The organism is Mesorhizobium sp. M1078, from assembly GCF_040318615.1.
Lineage (GTDB): Bacteria > Pseudomonadota > Alphaproteobacteria > Rhizobiales > Rhizobiaceae > Mesorhizobium.
Genome location: NZ_JAMYMP010000009.1, coordinates 109663 through 131335 on the forward strand (window position 1 = coordinate 109663; position 21673 = coordinate 131335).

Below are 21673 nucleotides of genomic sequence, written 5' to 3' on the forward strand. Positions count from 1 at the left end.
CGGCTCTCATCGGCTCGTCAGTTGGGCTGTTCGCCGCGCAGGTAGTCAATCACCACATCGGCTGCGATGGTCGACATCCGCAAGCCGACATCCCTGGTGATGTCGCCTTCGACGCGGCTTTGCACCCAGCCAAGAAAGGCGAAGGCACGCAACGCGGCGAATAGAGGCAATGCGGCGATGTCCTGCGGGATCAGCGCACGCTCTTGCTGGTAGCCGTCAAGCAAAGCGGTTTCGATCAGCGGGTAGATCGCCTCCTCGCGGTTCTGATAGAGGGCGACGGCAAGGTCGTACATGTGCCAGCCATGGCCGCAATCGTCGAAATCGATGATGCGCACCGCGCTGTCATGGATGAGCACATTTTCGCGCACCAGATCGGCGTGGATGATGCCGAAATTGCGCGCGCTGCGCTCATGTTCCGACAGCGCCTTCACTGCCTTGTCGCGCGCCTGCAAGACCAGCGCGCGGCGAGGACCATCGAGAAAGGGCGAGGTCTCGAACCGGCCCCAGACCGGGTTCGCACCGAAGAAGCCGTCGAAGTCCCAGGCATGGCGGACGAAGCCCGCGGGCGGCGTCCACGAGGCAGTGACATTGTGCATATGGGCGATGGTCCGCCCGATCGCCGTGAAGATCTGGATCGACTGGTCGGCCGTGTAGGCCAGTGGCACGCCGCGTGCGCCCACGGCGCGGCCCTCCAGCCAGCTCAGGCAATCGGCCTGCCGGGGCTGCGCCGAGGTGGCCGTTCTGACAAGCACGAACGGATCGCCGGCCTGTGTTGCGACGCAAGACGGCGTGGCGACGCCGGCGGATTGCAGGAAGCCCATCCATTGCAGTTCCGAACGCAGCGCGGCGTCCGTGTGGTAGCCGAGCCGGTGGATGCGCATGGCTGCCGGCTGGCCATCCGGCAGCCGCACGCGGAAGACGGCGTTCTCGCGGTGCTTCAGAAGTTCCGGCTCAGAGTTGCGGACGCCCCAATGTTCGAGCGCACGCCTGGCGAGCTCCGTGACATCGGCTGCCGTTTCGGGCTGGGATTGGGTGGAAACAGAATTCACGCCGGCACTCCGCCGACTTGGCCCAGCACCTCGTCCAGCAGGCCGATCAGGAACTCGGCATTGTCGCGCGAGAACGGCATGGGCGGGCGGATCTTGAGCACATTGCCGTGGATGCCGGTCTTGCCCATCAGCACGCCGCGATGGCGCATGCGATTGGCGACCTGCTCGGCAATGTCGGGCGCCGGTTCGCGCGTGTCGCGGTCGTGGACCAGCTCGGCGCCGAAGAACAGTCCGGCCCCCCTGACCTCGCCGATGCACTCATGCCGATCGGCCAGCGGGCGCAGCAGGCCAAGCGCATAGGCGCCGACGTCTTGCGCGTTGGCGACAAGGTTTTCCTGTTCGATGACGTCGAGGACGGCATTGGCGACTGCGCAGGAGACCGGGTTGCCGCCAAAGGTGTTGAAGTAGCGGAAAGCGTCGCGGAAGGTCGCCAGTATCTCCTTGGTGGTGACCACGGCCGCGATCGGATGGCCATTGCCCATCGGCTTGCCCACGGTGACGATGTCGGGGACGAAGCCGGCGCGCTGATGGCCCCAGAAATGGCTGCCGGTGCGGCCGAAGCCGGGCTGCACTTCGTCGGCGATGACCAGACCACCGGCTTCGCGCACGGCCCCCAAGGCGTCGTCGAAAAATCCGGTGGGCAGAGCCGGGAAACCTTCATTGGCGAGCAGCGGACACAAGATGATGCCAGACAGGCCAATGCCATCCTGTGCCAGCGAGGCGATCGCTTGACGCACGGCGTCGCCAAAGGCCTTGCCATTGGCCATCGCATCGGGATGGCGATAGCTGTCGGGGGCCGGCACCAGCCTGACATGGGGGGCGCGGCCGCGGATCGGAGGCATGCGCGTGCTCAGCTGCGAAACCGCCGTCGTGTTGCCATGATAGGTGGCGTCGGTGGCGATGATGCCCATATTGCCGGAGGCGGCCTGCGCCATGCGCAGCGCGATGTCGTTGGCCTCGCTGCCGGTGCAGGTCAGGATTGCGGTGGCGAGGCTTGCATTGAAGGTCGCCGTCAGCCGCTCGACATAGTCGAGAATTGCGGTGTGCAGATAGCGTGTGTGGGTGTTGAGCAGGCTTGCCTGACGGCACAAGGCCTCGACCACATGCGGGTGGCAATGGCCGACATGGGCGACGTTGTTGTAGGCATCGAGATACTTGCGGCCGTCGGCATCGTAGAGCCAGACGCCTTCGCCGCGCACCAGGTGCACGGGCTCGTCGTAGAACAATTGCGATTTCGCGCCGAGCAGGCGGGCACGCCGCTTGACGAGCGCTTCCTCGCTCGGGTTCTTCTCAGATTGGGTCATTGCGTACCAAACTCCATTGCGTCAGCGGGTCTATCAGGCCCTCGACAGACCTGCATCGATGGCCTCGCCGATCTTTGCCACGTCGGCGGCGCCGATGATCAGCGGCGGCGACAGGATGATGTTGTTGCCGGACACGCGCAGCATGACGCCGGCGTCATAAGTGGCTTCCGAAACCACGGCCATGGTCTTCTTGTCCACCGGCTTTTTCGTCGTGCGATCGGAGACCAGCTCTAGCGCAGCCATCAGGCCCTTGTACCTGATGTCGCCGACGATCGCGTGCTTGGCTTTTAGCCCCTCCAGCGTCGCCGCGAGCTCGATGCCGCGCGCGGCTGCGTTCTCGTCCAGGTGAAGCCGCTTGGTCTCGGCAAGTGCAGCCAGCCCTGCCGCGCAGCCGACAGGATGGCCGGAATAGGTATAGCCATGACCGATCGCCCCGAAGCTGGTCTTGTCGGCCTCGAAGACGTCGGCGACCTTGGCGCCGATCAAGGTGGCGCCGAGCGGGAAATAGCCCGAGGTGATCGCCTTGGCGATGGTCATGAAATCCGGCTTCACGCCGGATAGCCGCGAACCCGACCAGGCGCCGGTGCGACCGAACCCCGTGACCACCTCGTCGGCGATCAGCAGGATTTCGTGGCGGTCGCATATCTCGCGGACCAGCGGCATGAAGCTGTCATGCGGAACGATGACGCCGCCGGCGCCGAGAACCGGCTCCATGATGAAGGCGGCAATGGTGTCGCCGCCCTGGAAGGCGATCTCATCCTCCAGCGCTTTGGCGCACAGTTTGGCCAGCCGCGCCGGATCGGTCTCATCGAACGGATTGCGGAAGGTCCAGGGTGCGGGAATGTGGAAGACGCCGGGCATAAGCGGCTCATAGTTGCGGCGGAAATTGGCGTTGCCGTTGACTGACGCGCCACCGAAATGGGTGCCGTGATAGCCCTTCTTCAGCGCGAGGAATTTTGTCCGGTCGCCCTGGCCGCGGATCTTCCAGTATTGGCGGGCGAGCCGCAGTGCGGTTTCGACCGAATCCGAGCCGCCCGAGGTGAAGAAGGTCCGCACCATGCCTTCCGGTTCGAACCATTCGCTGAGTTCGTAAGCGAGCTCGATCGACGGGCCGGTCGACGTGCCGCGAAACCCGGAATAGTAGGGCAGGGCGCTGAGCTGGTCGGCGATGGCCTTCTTGATCGGGTCGCAGGAGTAGCCGAGATTGACGTTCCACAGTCCGCCAACCGCATCGAGCACGGTGTTGCCGTCGATGTCGGTGACCATCACGCCTTCGCCTTTCAAGATCACCTTTGGCGGGTTGGCCCGCATCTCGGCCGGGTGTGCCATCGGATGCCAGATCGGCTTGGCGTTTTTCTCGGTGAGGAAATTGATGTCGCGCATCGCAAGGCTCCGCAAATGTCTCAGGAGATGAGGTCGAAATGGCCGAGGGCCTCGGCATAGGAAAGTGCCGGCCGCGCGACGTCGAAATGAACGGTGCGCATGCCGACGGCACGGCCGCCATCGACATTGCGCTGCTGGTCGTCAACGAACACACAGGCGCGGGCAGGCAGGCCAAGCGCCTCGGTCACCAAGGCATAGGCGCGCGGATCGGGCTTGAGGATGCGGGTATAGGTGGCGTCGACGATGGTGTCGAACAGCTCGAGCAGCGGCAGCCGCTGACGGAAGCCGGCGCCATAGAACAGATCTAGCTCGTTGGACAGGATCGCCAGGCGAAATCCCGCCGCATGCACGGTCCGGATGGCGCGGACGGCTTCGGGCCGCACGATCTTTTCCGGCTCGGCTCCGCGTGCGCGCTGGACGAATGTCTCCATTGCCTCCCAGTCCTCGCCGACGAGCCGGCCGACTTCGCTGGTGCGGGTGCGCCAATAATCGCGCTCGCTGATGTCGTTGGCCTGCATGGAGCGCCACAGCGGATCTGAATCCGGGTCGAACGGCCCGTGCCATTGCAGCGTTCCCGGCGCGAGGCCGAGCGCCTGTTCGGTCAAGGCATGGGTCTCGAAAAGGGTCCGGGTGACGACGCCGCCGAAATCGAGGACGAGCGCCTGGGCAGGAACAGCGCTCACGCAGCCACTCCCTTGGCCGGCATGCCGCGCGGGATGATGCCTTCCTCGACCCAGCGGTCGAAGATTTCGAGCGCCTTGCCGACGAACTCGTCGCTGTTGATGTGGGCGTCGATCTCGTGGAACTCGACGCCGGCGGGAATGGCCTTGCGCATCTCATCGGTGAACGCCGCGAGGGCTTCGGGTTCGTACAGCGGCTCGCCCTGCGCATCCCATTCCTGGATGCCGCCGGAGGGCAGGATGAAAGCGGAGCGCCCCTTCGACGCACCGAGCTTGGCGGCGATGGTCCTGGCGACTTCACGGCGGTCGGCGGCATCGACGGTGATCGAGCCGATCAACCTGTTATGAGCATGGAATGGCCGCTGCGCGAACTTTGTCGGCAGCGCCTGCCAGGTCGGCAAATCGACCATGTCTACGGCGCCAGGGGCTGCGATCTGCGGAATGCCGCGGGCGCCGGCATTCTCGAGCCGGTCGGCGCCGGAGCTGACGACCGAACCGGCAAGATGATTGGTGATCTCCTGCAGGCTGAAGTCGAACACCGCGCAGAAATGGTCCTGGCTGGCGATCGATTCGAAGGCCCGGCCCCCCATCCCGGTGGTGTGAAAGACTGCGACGTCATAGCCGCGCTGCTCCAACGCCGGCTTCAGCGTCTTCATATAGCGCAGGCAACTGCTGCCCAGCGAAGTCATGCCGATGGTCGGTCCGACCGCCGGGGCCGAAGCACGGGATGCAAGCACGATCCTCGCCGCACCGACCACCGCGCCGCAGGCCTGGGAAAGGACCAGCTTGCAGATGGTGTTGAGGCCGTAGAGCCCGCCTGCCCACAGGATCATCATCAGGTCGGGCGCGACGCGCTCGGGCGGAATGAGATGCGAGTAGGCGATGGTCGAGACGACGAATTTCGGCACGCCGAGCGGCAGGCACAGCGCGACATCGAGCGCCAAATCGGTTCCCATCGAACCACCGATGGCGATGAAGGCGTCGATCTCGCCGCGCTGGTGAAGCTGGCGCACCAGCTGAACGGCGCCGACGGCCATCAATGTCATGGCGGTGTTTTCGTCGCCGCTCGAGACGATTTCGGCCATCGTCACGCCAGCGGCCCGCGCAACGGCATGCTTGTCGTGATCGGGACTATAGGCGGGGGCGCCCAGCACGCTGACATCCATCATCACGGCGCGGCCACCGGATGCCTCGATACACGCTTTCATGAACAGCAGTTCGTCGGTCTTGGTGTCGCCCGTGCCGATGACCAGGATGCGGGGCGTCGCCATATCTGCAGACATTAGGCCTGCCTCCTCAGGGTTTGCAGGTTTTCGCCATTGAGGCGCATCGAAATCTCCCGTGCCGCGGTCACAACCGCAAGCCCTCGTTCCACGATCGTAGCCGGTGTCGTCCTGGCCTTCGGGGCTGCCACCGCAATTGTCCCCAGCGCAAGACCATCGGCGGCGCGGATTGCAGCCGCGACGCCGATCACGCCGTCCTCATGGCCCTGGTCGCAGATCGAATAGCCGCGGTCGCGCGCCTCGCCGATCGACTTTGAAATGGCGGCCGGCTCGACGAGGGTATGATCGGTGAAGGCCTCAAGCGAACCTGTCAGGCATGCTTTCACGGTCGCGTTGTCGGCGAAGGCGAGATAGGCGATGCCGGAGGCGGTGGAATGCAGCGGCAGAAGCTGGCCGACATCGATGTTCACCCGGTTTGCCCAGCTTGAATGCTCGACATAAACGGTGATCAGCCTGTCGACGCCGAATTCCGACAGATGCACCGTCTCGGTTGTCGAACCCGCCAAATCCTGCGCCACGGGAATTGCCGTTTGCAGGAACGGGAAGCAGGCTTCGCGGATACGCGCCAGCCGCGACAGGCCGGCGCCGAGGCGATAGTGCCGCGTGCCGGCATCCTGCTCGACGAAACCATGGCCGCCAAGCGCCACCAGCAGCCGCCGCGTCGTCGCCTTGTCGAACGCACACCGCCGCGCGAGATCGGAAAGTCCGAACTCGGGTTCGTCCACCGTGAACAGCTCCAGAAGTGAAATCGCCTTGCCGACCGTACCCATCCAGCCTCCCGCTCGGATAGAAACTTAATGTGTGAATTAACTTGACAGGCATCGGCATTCTTTGCAAGTCTATATTCAAAATAAGGGTTCAAATAATGAACCGATGGAATTCAGGGAACAGGCCGAGCGGCCGCGAACCCACGGGTTCGTAAAACTGGAGGGACAAATGTCAGCAGTTTCGGAACAGGCGCCCGCCAACAGGCTGCGCAAGAACAGTCTTGGCGTCGGCGCTATCACCTTCATGGTGATTTCGGCGGCGGCGCCGCTCACCGCGGTCGCCGGCGGCACGCCGCTCGGCATGCTTATGGGCAATGGGGCGGGCTTTGCCGGCACCTATCTTATCGTGACCGTGTTGCTGCTGCTGTTTGCGGTCGGCTACGTCGCCATGTCGCGCCATGTCGGCAATGCCGGCGCCTTCTATGCCTATGCCGCGCGCGGGCTGGGCGGTTTTGCCGGCGGCGCAACCGCAATCATCGCGATCCTGTCCTACAACGCCATGCAGATCGGGGTCATGGGCCTGCTGGGGGCCGCGACCGCCGGCCTGTTCGCCGGCTGGGGCATCGACCTGCCCTGGTGGGTGTGGAGCTTCATCGCCGTCGCCATCGTCGCGGTGTTGGGCTACCGCCAGGTCGACCTCTCGGCCAAGATCCTGACGGTGCTGGTGCTGTGCGAATACATCGTGGTGCTGGTGTTAGACCTCGCCATCCTCAAGACCGGTGGCGACAGCGGCCTCTCGGCGGCGCCGTTCAGCTGGAGCCAGATCGTCAGCGGCTCGCCCGCCATCGCCATCCTGTTCTGTTTCGCCGCCTTCATCGGTTTCGAGGCGACGACGATCTACGCCGAGGAAGCCCGCGACCCCAAGGTGACCATTCCGCGCGCCACCTATTTCTCCGTGCTGCTGATCGGCGTCTTCTACATGGTCACGGCCTGGCTGATGGCGGTCGGCGCCGGCGTCGACAAATTGTTGCCGGCACTGCAGGCGCTTCAGGATCCGACGACTTTCCTGTTCGGCCTGTCCGACCGCTACGCCGGAACCATGCTGTCGCACGCCATGGGCATCCTGTTCGTGTCGAGCCTGTTTGCCGGCGTGCTGGCGTTCCACAACGCGGTTGCCCGCTACATCTACGTCTCGGGCCGCGAGAAGCTGTTGCCTGAAGCGATCGGCGTGACGCATTCAGTGCACCAGAGCCCGCATGTCGCTTCCGTCATCCAGAGCGTGTTGGCAGCGATCGTCATCGGACTGTTCGCGATACTCGGCCTCGATCCGGTTCTGGCGCTGTTTTCCTGGCTGACCAATGTCGCGACGCTGGGAGTCATCGTCATGATGGCGGTGGCCTCGCTCGCCGTGGTGATGTACTTCCGCGCCAACCCGTCGACGCAGGAGAATGCGCTGAAGACCACCATCCTGCCTGGGCTGGCCTTCATCGCTTTCGTCGTCATCATCTACCTGATCGTCATTAATTTCGGTGGCCTGTCCGGGGCCGGTGGCTTCCTTGGCGTGTTGCTGCCGGGGCTGGTGCTGATTGCCGCGGTGGTCGGCCTGCTGCTTGCCGGTGCGTTGAAGAGCCGGGATCCGGTTGCCTTCGAAAATCTCGGCGTGCCGCTGAAGGACTAGGACAAAGGACAAGGGGGTAGCGCGTTCGGCGCCGCCCCTTTCCATCGCAAGGGAGTAACGGCGTTGAGCTTTGCCGAGAGCATCACCGTTGAGGCGCTGGAAGCCGATCCGTATCCGATCTATGCGGAACTGCGGCGCAGTGCGCCTGTCGCTTTCGTGCCGGCGGTCAATCTCTGGTTCGTCACCCGCTGGAAGGACGTCGAGACCGTCGCAAAGTCACCCGACATCTTCTCCGCCGTCGTCGGTACGTCTCCGGTCGAACGCTCGTTCGGCAAGCCGACCATCCTGACCACCGACGGCGAAACGCATAGACAGCTGCGCCAAGGCGTCGATCCGAAATACCGGCCGCGCACCGTCGCCGCCTATGCCGGCGATCTCGTACGGTCGATTGCCGAACCTTTTCTAGACCGGATCGCCGAACAAGGCTCCGCCGAGCTGATGGCGGATTATTTCGAGCCGGTGTCGACGCTCAGCCTGGCGCGCTCGCTTGGCCTTGCCGACATCGACATGCCGACGCTGCGCCGCTGGTTCTATGGCCTTGCGCAGGGCGCCATCAATTTCGAGAACGACCCGAAGCGGCAAGAGATCGCCGACGCGATCAGCGCCGAGGTCGGCGCAGCCATCCGGCCGACTCTGGATAGACTGGCGCGCGCCCCCGACGGCTCGGCGCTGTCGCATATGCTGCATGACGGCATGCCGGAAGGCACGACGCGGCCGATCGATTTCTTGATGCCAAGCATCAAGGTCATCCTGCTTGGCGGCATGCAGGAGCCCGGACATGGTGCCGGTTCGATCCTCGCCGGCCTGCTTGCGCATCCCGAACAATTGCGGCAGGTGCTCGCCGATCCCGAGACGTTTGTGCCCAGGGCTGTCGATGAAGGCTTGCGCTGGGTGGCGCCGATCGGCACCCAGACGCGGCAGACGACGCGGGCGGTCGAGCTTGGCGGCGTAACGATCCCTGCCGGCGCCGCGGTCGCTGCACTTGTCTCCTCGGCAAGCCGCGACGAGAGCCGCTTTGCCGATCCAGACCGCTTCGACATCAACCGCAGGGAAGGCAATCATGCCGCCTTCGGCTTTGGTCATCATTTCTGTTCGGGCCGGTTTTTCGCGCGCGAGCAGATGTGCCTTGCATTAAGGCTGCTGCTCCTGCGCTTCCCCGATCTCAGTCTGGTGCCGGGCAAGGTGCCGGTGTTTCGCGGCTGGGAATTCCGCGCGCCAACCACGTTGTATGTTTCCCTGGGAGTCCGCCACCAATGATCAGCCAGAATGCCATCGACGCGCTGCGCAAGACGGAGATCGGCGAGCGGGGCTTGTTTATCGATGGCGTACAGGCCGCAGCGACGAGCGGCGCGACGCTGGCGGTGATTTCGCCGATCGACGGCCGCGCTTTTGCCAGCATCGCCGACGGCAATGCCGCCGACATCGATCGCGCGGTCCGATCGGCGCGAAACGCATTCGAGAAGGGTTTATGGTCACGCGCCGCCCCTGCCTTTCGCAAGAAGGTGCTGACGAAATTTGCCGAGCTGATCGAAAAACATGTCGATGAGCTGGCCGTGCTTGGCGTGCGCGACAACGGCACCGAGATCGGCATGGCCTACAAGGCCGAGCCGCTGTCGGCGGCCGGCACCATCCGCTACTACGCCGAGGCGATCGACAAGGTCTATGGCGAGATCGCGCCGACGGCCGACAATGTGCTCGGGCTGATCCACAGGGAGCCACTCGGTGTCGTCGGCGTCATCGTGCCGTGGAACTTCCCGCTGATGATCGGCGCCTGGAAGATTGCGCCCGCACTGGCCACCGGCAACAGCGTCGTCGTCAAGCCGCCGGAGATCGCCTCGCTGACCTTGCTGCGGCTGGCCGAACTCGCAAGCGAGGCTGGACTTCCCGAAGGCGTGTTCAACGTCGTTACCGGGCATGGTGCTGTCGCCGGCGAAGCGCTTGGCCTCCACATGGATGTCGACGCCATCGCCTTTACCGGATCGGGGCCGGTCGGCCGGCGGCTGCTCGAATACTCCGCCCGTTCCAATTTGAAGCGGGTCTTCCTCGAGCTTGGCGGCAAGTCGCCCAACATCGTCTTTGCCGACGCTCCGGACCTGAAGCAGGCGGCGGTCGTCTCGGCCAACGGCATCTTTCGCAATTCAGGCCAGGTCTGCGTGGCGGGCTCGCGTCTGCTCGTCCAGTCGTCGGTCTATGATCTTTTCATGGACGAACTTGTCTCGGCAACCACGCGGCTCAAGGTCGGCGACCCGCTCGATCTCGCCAGCGATATCGGTGCGGTATCGAGCGCCGAACAGCTGGACAAGAATCTCGGCTTCGTCGCCATGGCGCAAGCCGAAGGCGCCCGTCTCGTCGCCGGTGGCGAACGGATACTGACCGAGACTGGCGGCAGCTACATGGCGCCGACGATCTTCGAGAACGTGACGCAACAGATGCAGTTGGCGCGCGAGGAGGTGTTCGGACCGGTGCTCGGCGTGATGCGCTTCGGGACCGAGGAGGAGGCGGTGCATCTCGCCAACTCCACTGTCTACGGACTTGCCTCGGCGGTGTGGACCGCCAATCTTTCCACGGCCCATCGCATGGTGCGCGCCATCAACGCCGGTGTCGTCCACGTCAACACCTATGGCGGAGCCGATATCACCGTCCCGCTTGGCGGCGTCAAACAGTCCGGTTTCGGCCGTGACAAGTCGCTGCATGCGCTGGAGAAATTTGTCGACCTCAAGACCGCCTGGATTGCGCTCTGAGCCTTGCGGAAAGGCCAGCGTATCTGCTCTTTTCGTCAAGCTTGGCCTCAGAAACGCCACGCTGGTGCTGGTTGGCGGCGATCGCGTCACCGCTATCGGCAGTTCCGACTAGCGTGGTGTCGTGGGTCCTGGTTTTGCGCGGAAAGCCGTGTTGCGGCCGGCCGGTATCACGGCGTCCTACTCCGTTGTGCTCGCTTTTTTTCTGCGCCGATTGGTGTGCGACTGGGCGACGGCCATTCGTAATTCGGGTGTGATCTCCAAAGGCGCATTCTCTGTCCCATGCGGGTCTTGCAGCCCCTGGACGTGGACGGTCGGGAATGGGAGTTCGATGCCCTGCTCCTTGAAGGCCTGGCGGAGGCGCAAAAAGAACCTGCCTTTCATGCTGAAGGCGCCTCCAGGTCTGGTCGTAACCTTGACCCTCAAGACGATGCCGTACTCGCCGAACTCCTGCACGCCCTGCATCTTGATCGGTTCGATCACCCAGTGTTTGAACTCCGGATCTTCGGCCAGTTCCAGGCCAATTCGCTTGATCAGTTTGCGAGCAAAGTCGATATCGGTGTCATAGCCAACGGTGATGTTGAATTTGTCGGTGACCCAGTCACGGCTCTGGTTCTGCACGGCGCCGAGTTCACCGAAAGGTATCGTGAACAGCGGACCACGATGGTGGCGCAGCTTCACCGAGCGCAGCGAAAAGCTCTCCACCGTACCCCTGTAGCTGCCCGATGAAATGTATTCGCCGACACGGAAAGCATCGTCGAGCAGATAAAACACGCCAGAGATCACGTCCTTGACGATGGTTTGCGCGCCAAAACCCACGGCGACGCCGACGACGCCGGCGCCGGCGATCAGCGGGCCGATCTGGATTCCGATCGAAGCGAGCATCATCAGCACCGCCATCACGATGATCACCGCGAGCAGAATGTTCTGAATGATCGGCAACAGCGTGTGCAGCCGCGCCTGATGCGGATCGAGGGTGAGGATGTCCTCCTCGCCCATCACGGCTTGCGGTATCGCGACGCCCAGCTTTCGTTCGATCAAGGCTTTGATGATCGACCAGCCGAAATCGGCAGCAAGGGCAATGACCACGACGTTGATCAAGCCGCGCAATATGAGCATGGTGGTCGTATCGCTGCCGCGCATGGATTGCATGTCCAGGCCCAGTACGCGTGCGAGAAGGTAAGCCGCCGCGAGGATGAAAATCATCCGGATACCGCGATCGATGACAGCGATCGTCACCGCCGGGATCGTCGGCCGGCCCGCATCTTCCGAACCGGGCCGCAGGACGAAATTAACCCCGCGCTCTGTCAGCACAATTGCCAAAGGCAGGAAGAATGCGGTGAAGGTAAACCAGAAGAATGTGTAGAGGCCGGCAATGCGTTCGAGGAACAGAACGACGAAATAAGCCGTCAACAACCATGTCACTGCCGTGTGACCGCTGTGGCGCGCGCCGTCTCGCTGCGTTCTTGGCCGACGCCAAATGGCCAGCAGGAAGAGCAACAGCAATATGAAATCGGCGCCGACGGACAGGACCATCATTCCGTCCTGGTCTATGCCGAGACCCGGCAAGAGGACAAACGCGGCGGCGAAGAAGGCGAAAACGCCGACGATCCGGGGCAGCCAATAAGCCCAATGGTCAGCAGCTCCGTCGGTGATCGGCAGGGCACGAACCTCGATGGCGTGCTCGACCTCCATGAAAGAAGGGACGAGTGTGGCCATCACGTATAGGCGCACAGCCCACGTAAGGACCGCAGCCATCAGAACTGTCAGCACAATCTCGCGGATGAGCGCTGGCCAGTCGAACAGCATGAACGCACCGGCGCTGCCCAGCGCGAACGAGCCGATCATCATGCTGGAATAAAGCGTGCGGCCGCCGATCTTCTTGGCCCGCCCGATGGGCGTATCTCTGGGTTGCGCGATGATCCAAAGACGAAATGGACGGGTGAGCTTGTATATTGCCCAGGTGAGCGCCAGGCCGGCAGCGATAAAGATCGCAATCAGCACCAATATGCTGACGGGGCCCTTGCTGGACATATCGTCCATGGTATTGGCCCGGACGCGCGCGAACTGGTCCGGCAGCGAAGGCAAGGTTCGCACGATCTTTTCGATGTGATGCTTGATCCGATCGAGCGTCGAGGATGCCATAGTATTCATCTGGCCCGGTGCGGCCACGGCGTCGGCCGGCGGAGCGCTAGTCTCGGCAGGCGCTTCCGTCGATCCTGCGCCCTGATTTCGTTGCTCGGCCACCCAGGCCTTCACCGACGGATCGTCGAGAAGCTCGAACAGCTGTTTGACCTTGTCGGGCGTGACGGCGGCCGGTGCCTGGGCCTGTGCCGGACCAGCCAACAGGAGGGCGATGCCAAGGACGAGCGGCCCGGCTATCAGGACGAACATCGCCGTCAGGTTCCCGGGACGCCGTGCCGGGCGCGCCGGCTCCCTGGCCCCCAATCGTCGTTTCATGAGCAGCATCGTGCGGTAACCTTCCGGTCAGATCGGCGAGCAAGGACAGCTATGTCCGTCGTTGCCCCCACCTTTAACAAGCCGATGTTGCGGTGCAAGTCTCATCGCACCTAGACCGTTGGGTAGGGCACCAGGCGACCGGCAAGGCTGTCATCACCAGTGCCAGCGTTGCGCTGCATTCCTTGTCCCGACCACCTAGACCGGGTCATTGTCGGTCGTCGGTTGCTCCGCGGCGGGAGCCTGTGACCATGCCGCATTGCACAATTTTGCGACCTTGCCCACAATGCACGCATGGTCCGCAGCTCACTCGCCGTCCTGGTCATCGACGAAAACCGTATCCGCGCCGCGATCATCGAGGCAGGTTTGCGCGAGGCCGGCCATGAGCGGGTCACCGTCATCCACGACGTGACCGGCATTGCGCGGCGGATCGCCGAGATCGAGCCGGACGTCATCGTCATCGACCTGGAAAACCCGAACCGCGACATGCTGGAAAACATGTTCCAGCTGTCGCGTGCGGTGAAGCGGCCGATCGCCATGTTCGTCGACCGATCGGACCAGGCATCGATCGAAGCGGCGGTCGATGCCGGCGTTTCGGCCTATGTCGTCGACGGCCTCAGGCAAGAGCGCGTCAAGCCGATTCTGGACATGGCGGTCAGCCGCTTCAACGCTTTCTCGCGCATGGCGCGCGAGCTGGAAGAGGTTCGAGGCGAGCTTGAGAGCCGCAAGGTGATCGACCGTGCCAAGGGCATCCTGATGAAGTCGCGCGGCCTGACCGAAGAGGCCGCCTACACGCTGCTGCGCAAGACGGCGATGAACCAGAACCGCAAGATCGGCGACATTGCCCAGAGCCTGGTGACTGCCGCCGGGCTGCTCGGGCCGTCGGAGGACGAATGAGCATGAGCGCCGAGCACCAGATCACCGCCGGCTTCATGCCGCTCTTCGACAGTGCCGTGCTGGTTGCGGCGGGTGAGCTTGGATTTGCCGCGCGCGAGGGCATCGATCTCACACTGCACCGCGAGACCTCCTGGGCCAACATCCGCGACCGCATCGCCATCGGCCATTTCCACCTGGCGCACATGCTGGGGCCGATGCCGCTCGCCTGCAATCTCGGGCTGACGCCGCTTGCTTCCGAGACCATCGTGCCGTTTTCGCTCGGGCTGGGCGGCAATTGCGTCACCATCTCCAACGCCGTCTGGGAAGGCATGGCGGCACACGGCGCCATACCCGATCTCGAGCCCGCGCGCGCGGGCGCAGCCCTTCGTGCCTTCATTCGCGAGCGCGCCGGGGCTGGCGGCGATCCGCTGCGCTTTGCCGTGGTGCACCCGCATTCGGGGCATAATTACGAACTGCGCTACTGGCTTGCCGGATGCGGCATCGATCCGGAGCGCGAGATCGAGATCGTCATCGTGCCGCCGCCCTTCATGGCCGATGCGCTGGCCGCTGGGCGGATCGACGGCTACTGCGTCGGCGAGCCCTGGAACAGCGCCTCGGTCGCTGCCGGCACCGGCCATATCGTCACCGTCAAGGCGCTGCTGTGGCGCAACAGTCCGGAGAAGGTGATCGGCGTGCGCAAGGCCTGGTCGCAGGAGAACCCGGTCGCGCTGGCAGCATTGCTGCGCGCGCTGCATCATTCGGCGCGCTGGTGCCAGGATCGGGGCAACCACGCCCAACTGGCTGGTGTGATGGCTCAAGCTGGCTTCCTCGGCCTGCCACCAGCTGTCCAGATGCCGATCCTGACCGGCCATCTTGAACTGGGCGGCGGCGCCGAACTGGATGTCGACGACTTCTTCCTGCCCTTCGACAAGGCGGCGAACTTTCCGTGGAAGAGCCATGCGCTGTGGTTCTATACGCAGATGGTGCGCTGGGGGCATGTCGAGCACACGCCGGAAAACCTTGCTATCGCCCGTGACTGCTACCGTCCCGACCTCTACCGCTCGGCGCTAAAGCCGCTTGGCGTTGCACTTCCCGGCGCCAATGCGAAGGTCGAGGGCGCGCTTAAGGTCGCCACGGCTGTCGGTGCGACCGGGGCAGGCTTGGTGCTTGGGCCGGACGGCTTCTTCGACGGTCAGACCTTCGACCCCGACGAGATCGACGGCTACATAGCGCGCCAGAAAGCGGCTCGCGCGGAAGCCTGATCATTCTCGCGCCATTCTTGTGCATTGCACAAAAAATGTGCGTGCGATTGCTCTAATGAACAATCTTTGACCTGCTTGCGATGTCGCCTCGCGTGCCGGCGTCTGGCACGTAATGTTGATTTCATTTAGGTTTTTCGTTTCACTCAGAACTGGCACGGTTCCTGCTTTGAATTAGCCAGGCCCTTCGCGGGTCACGGAACAGGCGTCCAATGGCGGGCGCCACAGGCAAAGCTGCCGCTCAGGTCAACGACGCGATCCCGGATGTACGGACGCGCGAGGCCTGGACGGCGGCTTTTTTGTTTTGGCCACTCGACGAAGCCCTCGCGTTCAACCGGAGATCACGATGAAAGAAAAAATAGGGAAATGGATCGGGACGGGAACATCGCTCAAGGATGTGACGCGCCGCGATTTTCTTGTCAGCAGCGTCATGACGGCCGGCCTGTTCGTGGCGGCCCGCAAGCTCTTCCCCTCGGGCGCCTATGCCGCCACGACCGCTCCGGAGGTCACCGGCGCCAAGCTCGGCTTCATCGCGCTGACCGACGCGGCGCCGCTGATGATCGCCAAGGAGAAGGGGCTGTTCGCCAAGTTCGGCATGCCCGACGTCGAGGTGCTCAAGCAGGCCTCCTGGGGCGCGACGCGCGACAATCTGATGCTCGGCGGAGAAGCCAACGGCATCGACGGCGCTCACATCCTGACGCCGCTGCCCTATCTCATGCACACCGGCAAGGTGACGCAGAACAACCAGCCGATGCCGATGGCTATCGTGGCGCGGCTCAACTACGACTGCCAGGGCATTTCGGTTGCGCAGGAATACGCCGGCACCGGTGTCGGCCTCGACGCCTCCAAGCTGAAGGACGCCTTCGCCGCCAAGAAGGCGGCAGGCAAGGAAATCAAGGCCGCCATGACGTTCCCGGGCGGCACCCATGATTTGTGGCTCCGTTACTGGCTGGCCGCCGGCGGCATCGATCCCGACAAGGACGTCTCGACCATTGTCGTGCCGCCGCCGCAGATGGTCGCCAACATGAAAGTCGGCAACATGGACGTGTTCTGCGTTGGCGAACCGTGGAACGAACAGCTCGTCCACCAGGGCGTTGGTTTCACCGCCGCCACCACCGGCGAACTGTGGAAGGGTCATCCCGAAAAGGCGCTCGGCCTCCGCGCCGAATTCATCGACAAATACCCGAACGCCACCAAGGCGATCGTGATGGCCGTCATGGAGGCCCAGCAATGGTGTGAGGCCACGGAGAACAAGGACGAGATGGCCGCCATCATCGGCAAGCGGCAATGGATGAACGTGCCTGTCGCCGACATTATCGGCCGCCTCAAGGGCGACATCAACTACGGCAATGGCCGCGTGGCCACCGGCACTGACCTCTACATGAAATTCTGGAAGGGTGGCGTCTCCTATCCCTACAAGAGCCACGACAGCTGGTTCCTCGCCGAAAACATCCGTTGGGGAAAATTCGCGCCGACCACCGACATCAAGACGCTGGTCGATCAGGTCAATCGCGAGGATATCTGGCGCGAGGCGGCGAAGGATCTCGGCGTTGCCGCAGCCGATATTCCGGCCTCGTCGTCGCGTGGCGTCGAGACATTCTTCGACGGCAAGATTTTCGACCCGGCCAACCCGTCGGCCTATCTCGACAGCCTGAAGATCAAGGCATCGGCTTGACCGGCGCAAACGGCGCGTTGCGCCGTTTGTCGCCCCCGGCGCAACGGCGCTTCGCCGCTTGTCGCCCGCATCGACCCCGGAGTTATACTCAGACATGTCCATCCAAGCCATTGAGGAAACCACGGTGAAGGCGTTCCCCGCGAAGCCTGCCGCGGTCATCGCTTTCACCGCCAAAGCGCGGCGCCGCTTCGACCCGATCGCGATCGCCGGCAGGCTGGCCACCGCCCTGGTGCCGCCGGTCATCGTTATCGCCTTCATGCTGGTCGTGTGGCAGATCGCCTGCTCGTCGCCGACCGCCAGCCTACCGCCGCCCAGCCAGGTGTGGAACGAGGCCTATGACCTGATCGCGCATCCGTTCTTCAACAACGGCCCGCAGGATATCGGCCTTGCGTGGCGGGTGCTGATCTCTCTGCAGCGCGTCGCCATCGGCTTCGGCCTGGCGGCGATCGTCGGCGTCGCGCTCGGCGCCCTGGTCGGCCAGTCGATCTGGGCCATGCGTGGCCTCGATCCGGTGTTCCAGATACTGCGCACCGTGCCGCCGCTGGCCTGGTTGCCGCTGTCGCTGGCTGCTTTCCGCGATTCCAGCCCGTCGGCGCTGTTCGTTATCTTCATCACCTCGATCTGGCCGATCATCATCAACACCGCCGTCGGCGTGCGAAACATTCCGGAAGACTACCGCAACGTCTCGCGCATCCTGCGGCTCAACCAGTTCGAATTTTTCGTCAAGATCATGGTTCCGGCAGCTGCACCTTACATCTTCACCGGCCTCAGAATCGGCATCGGCCTGTCCTGGCTCGCCATCGTCGCCGCCGAAATGCTGACCGGCGGCGTCGGCATCGGCTTCTTCATCTGGGACGCCTGGAACTCGTCGCGGCTGCCCGACATCATCGTCGCGCTCGCCTATATCGGCGTCACCGGCTTCTGCCTCGACCGCCTGGTCGCTGCGGTCGGCGCTTTCGTCACCCGCGGCACAACGGCAAAGTGAGGAGAGGGCGATGACGGCCTATCTGAAGCTCGACCATATCGACAAATCCTTTGCCCGCGGCAGTCAGGTCAGCGAGGTGCTCAAGGACATCAGGCTGACCATCGACAAGGGCGAATTCGTCTCCATCATCGGCCATTCCGGCTGTGGCAAGTCGACCTTGCTCAATCTGATCGCCGGGCTGACCAAGGTTTCCGCCGGCGCCGTGCTGCTTGAAAACAAGGAGGTCGACAGCCCCGGACCCGAGCGCGCCGTGGTGTTCCAGAACCACAGCCTGCTGCCATGGCTCACCGTCTACGAAAACATCAGCCTGGCGGTGTCGAAAGTCTTTGGCCGTTCCAAGAGCAGGACCGAGCGACATGACTGGATCATGCGCAATCTCGATCTCGTGCAGATGGCCCATGCCAAGGACAAGCGGCCGGCCGAAATATCGGGCGGCATGAAGCAGCGCGTCGGCATTGCCCGGGCGCTTGCCATGGAGCCGAAGATCCTTTTGCTCGACGAGCCGTTCGGGGCACTCGACGCGCTGACGCGCGCCCATCTGCAGGATGCGGTTATGGACATCCATTCCAGGCTCGGCTCGACGACGATCATGATCACCCACGATGTCGACGAGGCGGTGCTGTTGTCCGACCGCATCGTCATGATGACCAACGGTCCGGCGGCGACAATCGGCGAGGTGCTTGCGGTGCCGCTGCTGCGGCCGCGTCGACGCGTCGAACTCTCTTCCGACCGCACCTTCCTGCGCTGCCGCGAAGCGGTGCTGAAGTTCCTCTATGAACGCCACCGCTTCGTCGAAGCCGCGGAGTAACGCCATGACCGAAAAACTCGTCATCATCGGCAACGGCATGGCCCCCGGGCGCATGCTGGAGCATCTGCTCGAACAGGCGCCGGGCCGCTACACCGTGACCATTTTCAACGCCGAGCCGCGGGTGAACTACGACCGCATCATGCTGTCGCCGGTTCTCTCCGGCGAAAAGGCCTATGAGGAAATCATCATCCACGGCGACGGCTGGTACATCGCCAACAACATCACCCTCTACAAAGGTCACAAGATCGTCGCCATCGACCGGGCGGCCAAGACAGTCACCTCCGATCACGGCGTCACCGAGCCTTACGACAAGCTCGTCATCGCCACCGGATCGGTGCCCTTTATCATTCCGGTGCCCGGCCATGATCTGCCGGGGGTGCTGACCTATCGCGACCTCGACGATGTTCAGGCCATGATGCTTGCCGCCCAGTCGCGCGCCAAGGCCGTGGTCATCGGCGGCGGCCTGCTCGGGCTGGAGGCGGCAGCAGGTTTGAACGCCCAAGGCATGGACGTCACCGTGCTGCATGTCATGCCGACATTGATGGAGCGTCAGCTCGATCCAGCCGCCGGCTATCTCCTGCAGCGCGCGGTGGAACAGCGCGGCATCAAGGTCATCACCAAGGCCAACACCCAGGCGATCACCGGCAACGGCAAGGTCGGGCAGGTGGAGCTTGCCGACGGCACTATTATCCCGGCAACGCTGGTGGTGATGGCGGTTGGCATCCGGCCGAATGCGGCGCTGGCCAGGGAGGCCGGCATAGCCGTCAATCGTGGTATTGTCGTCGATGCCGGCATGCGCAGCAACGACCCCGACATCTACGCGCTCGGCGAATGCGCCGAGGTCTACGGCCAGGTCTACGGGCTGGTCGCGCCGCTCTATGAGATGGCGCGCGTTGCCGCGAACCAGTTGGCCGGCAACGAGGCAGCGGCCTTCGTCCACATGGACACGCCGACCAAGCTCAAGGTCACCGGCATCGACCTGTTCTCGCTTGGCGACTTCGCCGAAGGCGAGGACCGCCAGGAGATCGTGCTGCGCGATGCCGCCGCCGGCGTCTACAAGCGCCTTGTGCTCAAGGACGACCGCATCATCGGCACCGTGCTTTATGGCGAGACGGCGGATGGGGCCTGGTTCAACGATCTCAAGAAGAAGCAGACCGACATATCGGAGATGCGCGACACGCTCATCTTCGGCCAGTCCTACCAGGGGGGTGCCCCGCTGGACCCTATGGCGGCCGTTGCAGCCTTGCCGGATGATGCGGAAATCTGCGGCTGCAACGGCGTTTGCAAGGGCAAGATCACCGGCGCGATCACGGCCAAGGGCCTGGCTTCGCTCGACGACGTGCGCGCCCACACCAAGGCATCGGCTTCCTGCGGTTCGTGCACCGGGCTGGTCGAGAAGCTGATGGTGCTGACCATCGGCGACAAATACAACCCGGCCGCCGTGCAACCGATGTGCGGCTGCACCACGCTCGGCCATGACGAGGTGCGCCGGCTGATCATCGCCAAGAGCCTGAAGACCATTCCCGCCGTCATGCAGGAGCTGGAATGGACGACCTCCTGCGGCTGCGCAAAATGTCGGCCGGCGCTCAACTACTACCTCGTCTGCGACTGGCCGAACGATTACGCCGACGACTATCAGTCGCGCTTCATCAACGAACGCGTCCACGCCAACATCCAGAAGGACGGCACCTATTCGGTGGTGCCGCGCATGTGGGGCGGCGTCACCAACGCCGCCGAACTGCGCGCCATCGCCGACGTCGTCGACAAGTTCGAGATACCGATGGTCAAGGTCACCGGCGGCCAGCGCATCGACATGCTGGGCATCCGCAAGGAGGATCTGCCGGCGGTGTGGGCCGATCTCGGCCAGGCCGGCTTCGTCTCAGGCCATGCTTACGCCAAGGGCCTGCGCACGGTGAAGACCTGTGTCGGCTCCGACTGGTGCCGCTTCGGCACGCAGGATTCGACCGGCCTCGGCATTCGCATCGAGAAATTCATGTGGGGCTCGTGGACCCCGGCCAAGGTCAAAATGGCGGTGTCGGGCTGTCCGCGCAACTGCGCCGAGGCGACCTGCAAGGATGTCGGCGTGATCTGTGTCGACAGTGGCTACGAGATCCATTTCGCCGGCGCCGCCGGCCTCGACATCAAGGGCACCGAAGTGCTTGGCCTGGTCAAGACCGAGGACGAGGCGCTGGAGCATATCGTGGCGCTGACGCAGATGTATCGCGAGCAGGGCCGCTATCTCGAGCGCATCTACAAATGGGCCAAGCGCATCGGCATCCCCGAGATCAAGCGCCAGATCATAGACGACGGTGCAAAGCGCAAGGCCTATTACGAGCGCTTCGTCTTCAGCCAGAAATTCGCCCAGGTCGACCCCTGGTCGGAACGCGTCTCCGGCAAGGACAAGCACGAGTTCCGGCCAATGGCTTCTGTCGGGTTTGCGCAGGCTGCGGAGTGATCAAGATGGACTGGATATCGATCGGCTCACTCTCCGACATCCCGCGGCGTGGCGCGCGCTGCGTCGACACACCCGAGGGTAAGATCGCCGTCTTCCGCACGCAGGACGATCAGGTCTACGCCATCGACGATCATTGCCCGCACAGAGGTGGGCCGCTGAGCCAAGGCATCGTCCACGGCACCGCCGTCACCTGTCCCTTGCACAATTGGGTCATCTCGCTGGAGACGGGCAAGGCGCTCGGCGCCGACGAGGGCGCCGTGCGCACCATTCCTGTGCGGATCGAGGGCGAGCTCCTGTTCATTGCGCTGAAAGCGCTGGCCAGCCGCGCGGCCTGAA

The 21673-nt window shown here is 63.7% G+C and carries 17 protein-coding genes; 10 read left to right on the forward strand and 7 right to left on the reverse strand.

Annotation, left to right across the window (positions count from 1 at the left end; all coding sequences use genetic code 11):
* Nucleotides 1–17: 17 nt before the first annotated feature.
* From NKH38_RS14765 to NKH38_RS14790, 6 genes are read right to left on the reverse strand one after another with little or no spacing between them, the layout of a single operon-like run.
* A complete protein-coding gene (locus NKH38_RS14765; RefSeq protein ID WP_023667832.1) occupies nucleotides 18–1049 on the reverse strand; it encodes a phosphotransferase enzyme family protein in 1032 nt (343 codons plus the stop codon).
* On the reverse strand, nucleotides 1046–2353 hold the full coding sequence (locus NKH38_RS14770) for an aminotransferase class III-fold pyridoxal phosphate-dependent enzyme (RefSeq protein ID WP_352763069.1): 1308 nt from the start codon (nucleotides 2351–2353) through the stop codon (nucleotides 1046–1048). Before NKH38_RS14770 ends, NKH38_RS14765 begins: the two co-directional genes overlap by 4 nt.
* Before the next feature lie 33 nt (nucleotides 2354–2386).
* Nucleotides 2387–3736, reverse strand: a complete 1350-nt coding sequence (locus NKH38_RS14775; protein ID WP_352763066.1) for an aminotransferase class III-fold pyridoxal phosphate-dependent enzyme — start codon at nucleotides 3734–3736, stop codon at nucleotides 2387–2389.
* Nucleotides 3737–3756: 20 nt separating this feature from the next.
* The gene (locus NKH38_RS14780; RefSeq protein WP_023704730.1) at nucleotides 3757–4419 is read right to left on the reverse strand and encodes an HAD family hydrolase; all 663 of its coding nucleotides are present in this window, start codon (nucleotides 4417–4419) and stop codon (nucleotides 3757–3759) included.
* Complete coding sequence (locus NKH38_RS14785; protein ID WP_023686943.1) at nucleotides 4416–5699, reverse strand: Tm-1-like ATP-binding domain-containing protein; 1284 nt, start codon at nucleotides 5697–5699, stop codon at nucleotides 4416–4418. Before NKH38_RS14785 ends, NKH38_RS14780 begins: the two co-directional genes overlap by 4 nt.
* Nucleotides 5699–6469: an IclR family transcriptional regulator gene (locus NKH38_RS14790; protein WP_023704732.1), complete on the reverse strand. Its 771-nt coding sequence runs from the start codon at nucleotides 6467–6469 to the stop codon at nucleotides 5699–5701. The genes NKH38_RS14785 and NKH38_RS14790 overlap by 1 nt, the downstream gene beginning before the upstream one ends.
* 166 nt (nucleotides 6470–6635) lie before the next feature.
* Here NKH38_RS14790 and NKH38_RS14795 point away from each other — a divergent pair, with 166 nt between their 5' ends.
* The 3 genes from NKH38_RS14795 (at nucleotide 6636) to NKH38_RS14805 (ending at nucleotide 10825) form a co-directional block, all read left to right on the forward strand.
* Nucleotides 6636–8084: an APC family permease gene (locus tag NKH38_RS14795; RefSeq protein ID WP_023692262.1), complete on the forward strand. Its 1449-nt coding sequence runs from the start codon at nucleotides 6636–6638 to the stop codon at nucleotides 8082–8084.
* A gap of 63 nt (nucleotides 8085–8147) precedes the next feature.
* On the forward strand, nucleotides 8148–9341 hold the full coding sequence (locus NKH38_RS14800; RefSeq protein WP_023738356.1) for a cytochrome P450: 1194 nt from the start codon (nucleotides 8148–8150) through the stop codon (nucleotides 9339–9341).
* On the forward strand, nucleotides 9338–10825 hold the full coding sequence (locus tag NKH38_RS14805) for an aldehyde dehydrogenase (RefSeq protein WP_352762875.1): 1488 nt from the start codon (nucleotides 9338–9340) through the stop codon (nucleotides 10823–10825). Before NKH38_RS14800 ends, NKH38_RS14805 begins: the two co-directional genes overlap by 4 nt.
* 177 nt (nucleotides 10826–11002) lie before the next feature.
* Here NKH38_RS14805 and NKH38_RS14810 read toward each other — a convergent pair whose 3' ends face one another.
* Nucleotides 11003–13291, reverse strand: coding sequence for a mechanosensitive ion channel family protein (locus NKH38_RS14810; protein ID WP_352904348.1), 2289 nt, complete (start codon nucleotides 13289–13291; stop codon nucleotides 11003–11005).
* A 282-nt stretch (nucleotides 13292–13573) separates the two neighbouring features.
* On the opposite strand from NKH38_RS14810, the gene NKH38_RS14815 reads away from it, so the two are divergent.
* The 7 genes from NKH38_RS14815 (at nucleotide 13574) to nirD (ending at nucleotide 21672) form a co-directional block, all read left to right on the forward strand.
* Complete coding sequence (locus NKH38_RS14815) at nucleotides 13574–14176, forward strand: ANTAR domain-containing response regulator (RefSeq protein ID WP_023667842.1); 603 nt, start codon at nucleotides 13574–13576, stop codon at nucleotides 14174–14176.
* Between the two features lie 2 nt (nucleotides 14177–14178).
* Nucleotides 14179–15417: a CmpA/NrtA family ABC transporter substrate-binding protein gene (locus NKH38_RS14820; protein ID WP_352763164.1), complete on the forward strand. Its 1239-nt coding sequence runs from the start codon at nucleotides 14179–14181 to the stop codon at nucleotides 15415–15417.
* 343 nt (nucleotides 15418–15760) lie between these two features.
* Nucleotides 15761–17089, forward strand: a complete 1329-nt coding sequence (locus NKH38_RS14825) for a CmpA/NrtA family ABC transporter substrate-binding protein (RefSeq protein WP_502896633.1) — start codon at nucleotides 15761–15763, stop codon at nucleotides 17087–17089.
* A gap of 94 nt (nucleotides 17090–17183) precedes the next feature.
* Nucleotides 17184–18074, forward strand: a complete 891-nt coding sequence (gene ntrB / locus NKH38_RS14830) for a nitrate ABC transporter permease (RefSeq protein ID WP_023682697.1) — start codon at nucleotides 17184–17186, stop codon at nucleotides 18072–18074.
* 10 nt (nucleotides 18075–18084) lie between these two features.
* The gene (locus tag NKH38_RS14835; protein ID WP_023751804.1) at nucleotides 18085–18882 is read left to right on the forward strand and encodes an ABC transporter ATP-binding protein; all 798 of its coding nucleotides are present in this window, start codon (nucleotides 18085–18087) and stop codon (nucleotides 18880–18882) included.
* 4 nt (nucleotides 18883–18886) lie between these two features.
* The gene (gene nirB / locus NKH38_RS14840) at nucleotides 18887–21337 is read left to right on the forward strand and encodes a nitrite reductase large subunit NirB (protein WP_352763059.1); all 2451 of its coding nucleotides are present in this window, start codon (nucleotides 18887–18889) and stop codon (nucleotides 21335–21337) included.
* 5 nt (nucleotides 21338–21342) lie between these two features.
* Entirely contained in the window at nucleotides 21343–21672 is a 330-nt protein-coding gene (nirD, locus tag NKH38_RS14845) for a nitrite reductase small subunit NirD (protein WP_023686954.1), read from the forward strand.
* Nucleotide 21673 lies beyond the last annotated feature (1 nt).

Bases quoted from the DNA above. Each gene is read 5' to 3' on its own strand.
- NKH38_RS14770 (WP_352763069.1), bottom strand. From the start codon at position 2,353: ATGACCCAATCTGAGAAGAACCCGAGCGAGGAAGCGCTCGTCAAGCGG.
- NKH38_RS14775 (WP_352763066.1), bottom strand. From the start codon at position 3,736: ATGCGCGACATCAATTTCCTCACCGAGAAAAACGCCAAGCCGATCTGG.
- NKH38_RS14795 (WP_023692262.1), top strand. From the start codon at position 6,636: ATGTCAGCAGTTTCGGAACAGGCGCCCGCCAACAGGCTGCGCAAGAAC.
- ntrB (WP_023682697.1), top strand. From the start codon at position 17,184: ATGTCCATCCAAGCCATTGAGGAAACCACGGTGAAGGCGTTCCCCGCG.
- NKH38_RS14835 (WP_023751804.1), top strand. From the start codon at position 18,085: ATGACGGCCTATCTGAAGCTCGACCATATCGACAAATCCTTTGCCCGC.
- NKH38_RS14805 (WP_352762875.1), top strand. From the start codon at position 9,338: ATGATCAGCCAGAATGCCATCGACGCGCTGCGCAAGACGGAGATCGGC.
- nirD (WP_023686954.1), top strand. From the start codon at position 21,343: ATGGACTGGATATCGATCGGCTCACTCTCCGACATCCCGCGGCGTGGC.
- NKH38_RS14820 (WP_352763164.1), top strand. From the start codon at position 14,179: ATGAGCGCCGAGCACCAGATCACCGCCGGCTTCATGCCGCTCTTCGAC.
- NKH38_RS14790 (WP_023704732.1), bottom strand. From the start codon at position 6,469: ATGGGTACGGTCGGCAAGGCGATTTCACTTCTGGAGCTGTTCACGGTG.
- NKH38_RS14825 (WP_502896633.1), top strand. From the start codon at position 15,761: ATGAAAGAAAAAATAGGGAAATGGATCGGGACGGGAACATCGCTCAAG.
- NKH38_RS14785 (WP_023686943.1), bottom strand. From the start codon at position 5,699: ATGTCTGCAGATATGGCGACGCCCCGCATCCTGGTCATCGGCACGGGC.
- NKH38_RS14810 (WP_352904348.1), bottom strand. From the start codon at position 13,291: ATGCTGCTCATGAAACGACGATTGGGGGCCAGGGAGCCGGCGCGCCCG.
- nirB (WP_352763059.1), top strand. From the start codon at position 18,887: ATGACCGAAAAACTCGTCATCATCGGCAACGGCATGGCCCCCGGGCGC.
- NKH38_RS14815 (WP_023667842.1), top strand. From the start codon at position 13,574: ATGGTCCGCAGCTCACTCGCCGTCCTGGTCATCGACGAAAACCGTATC.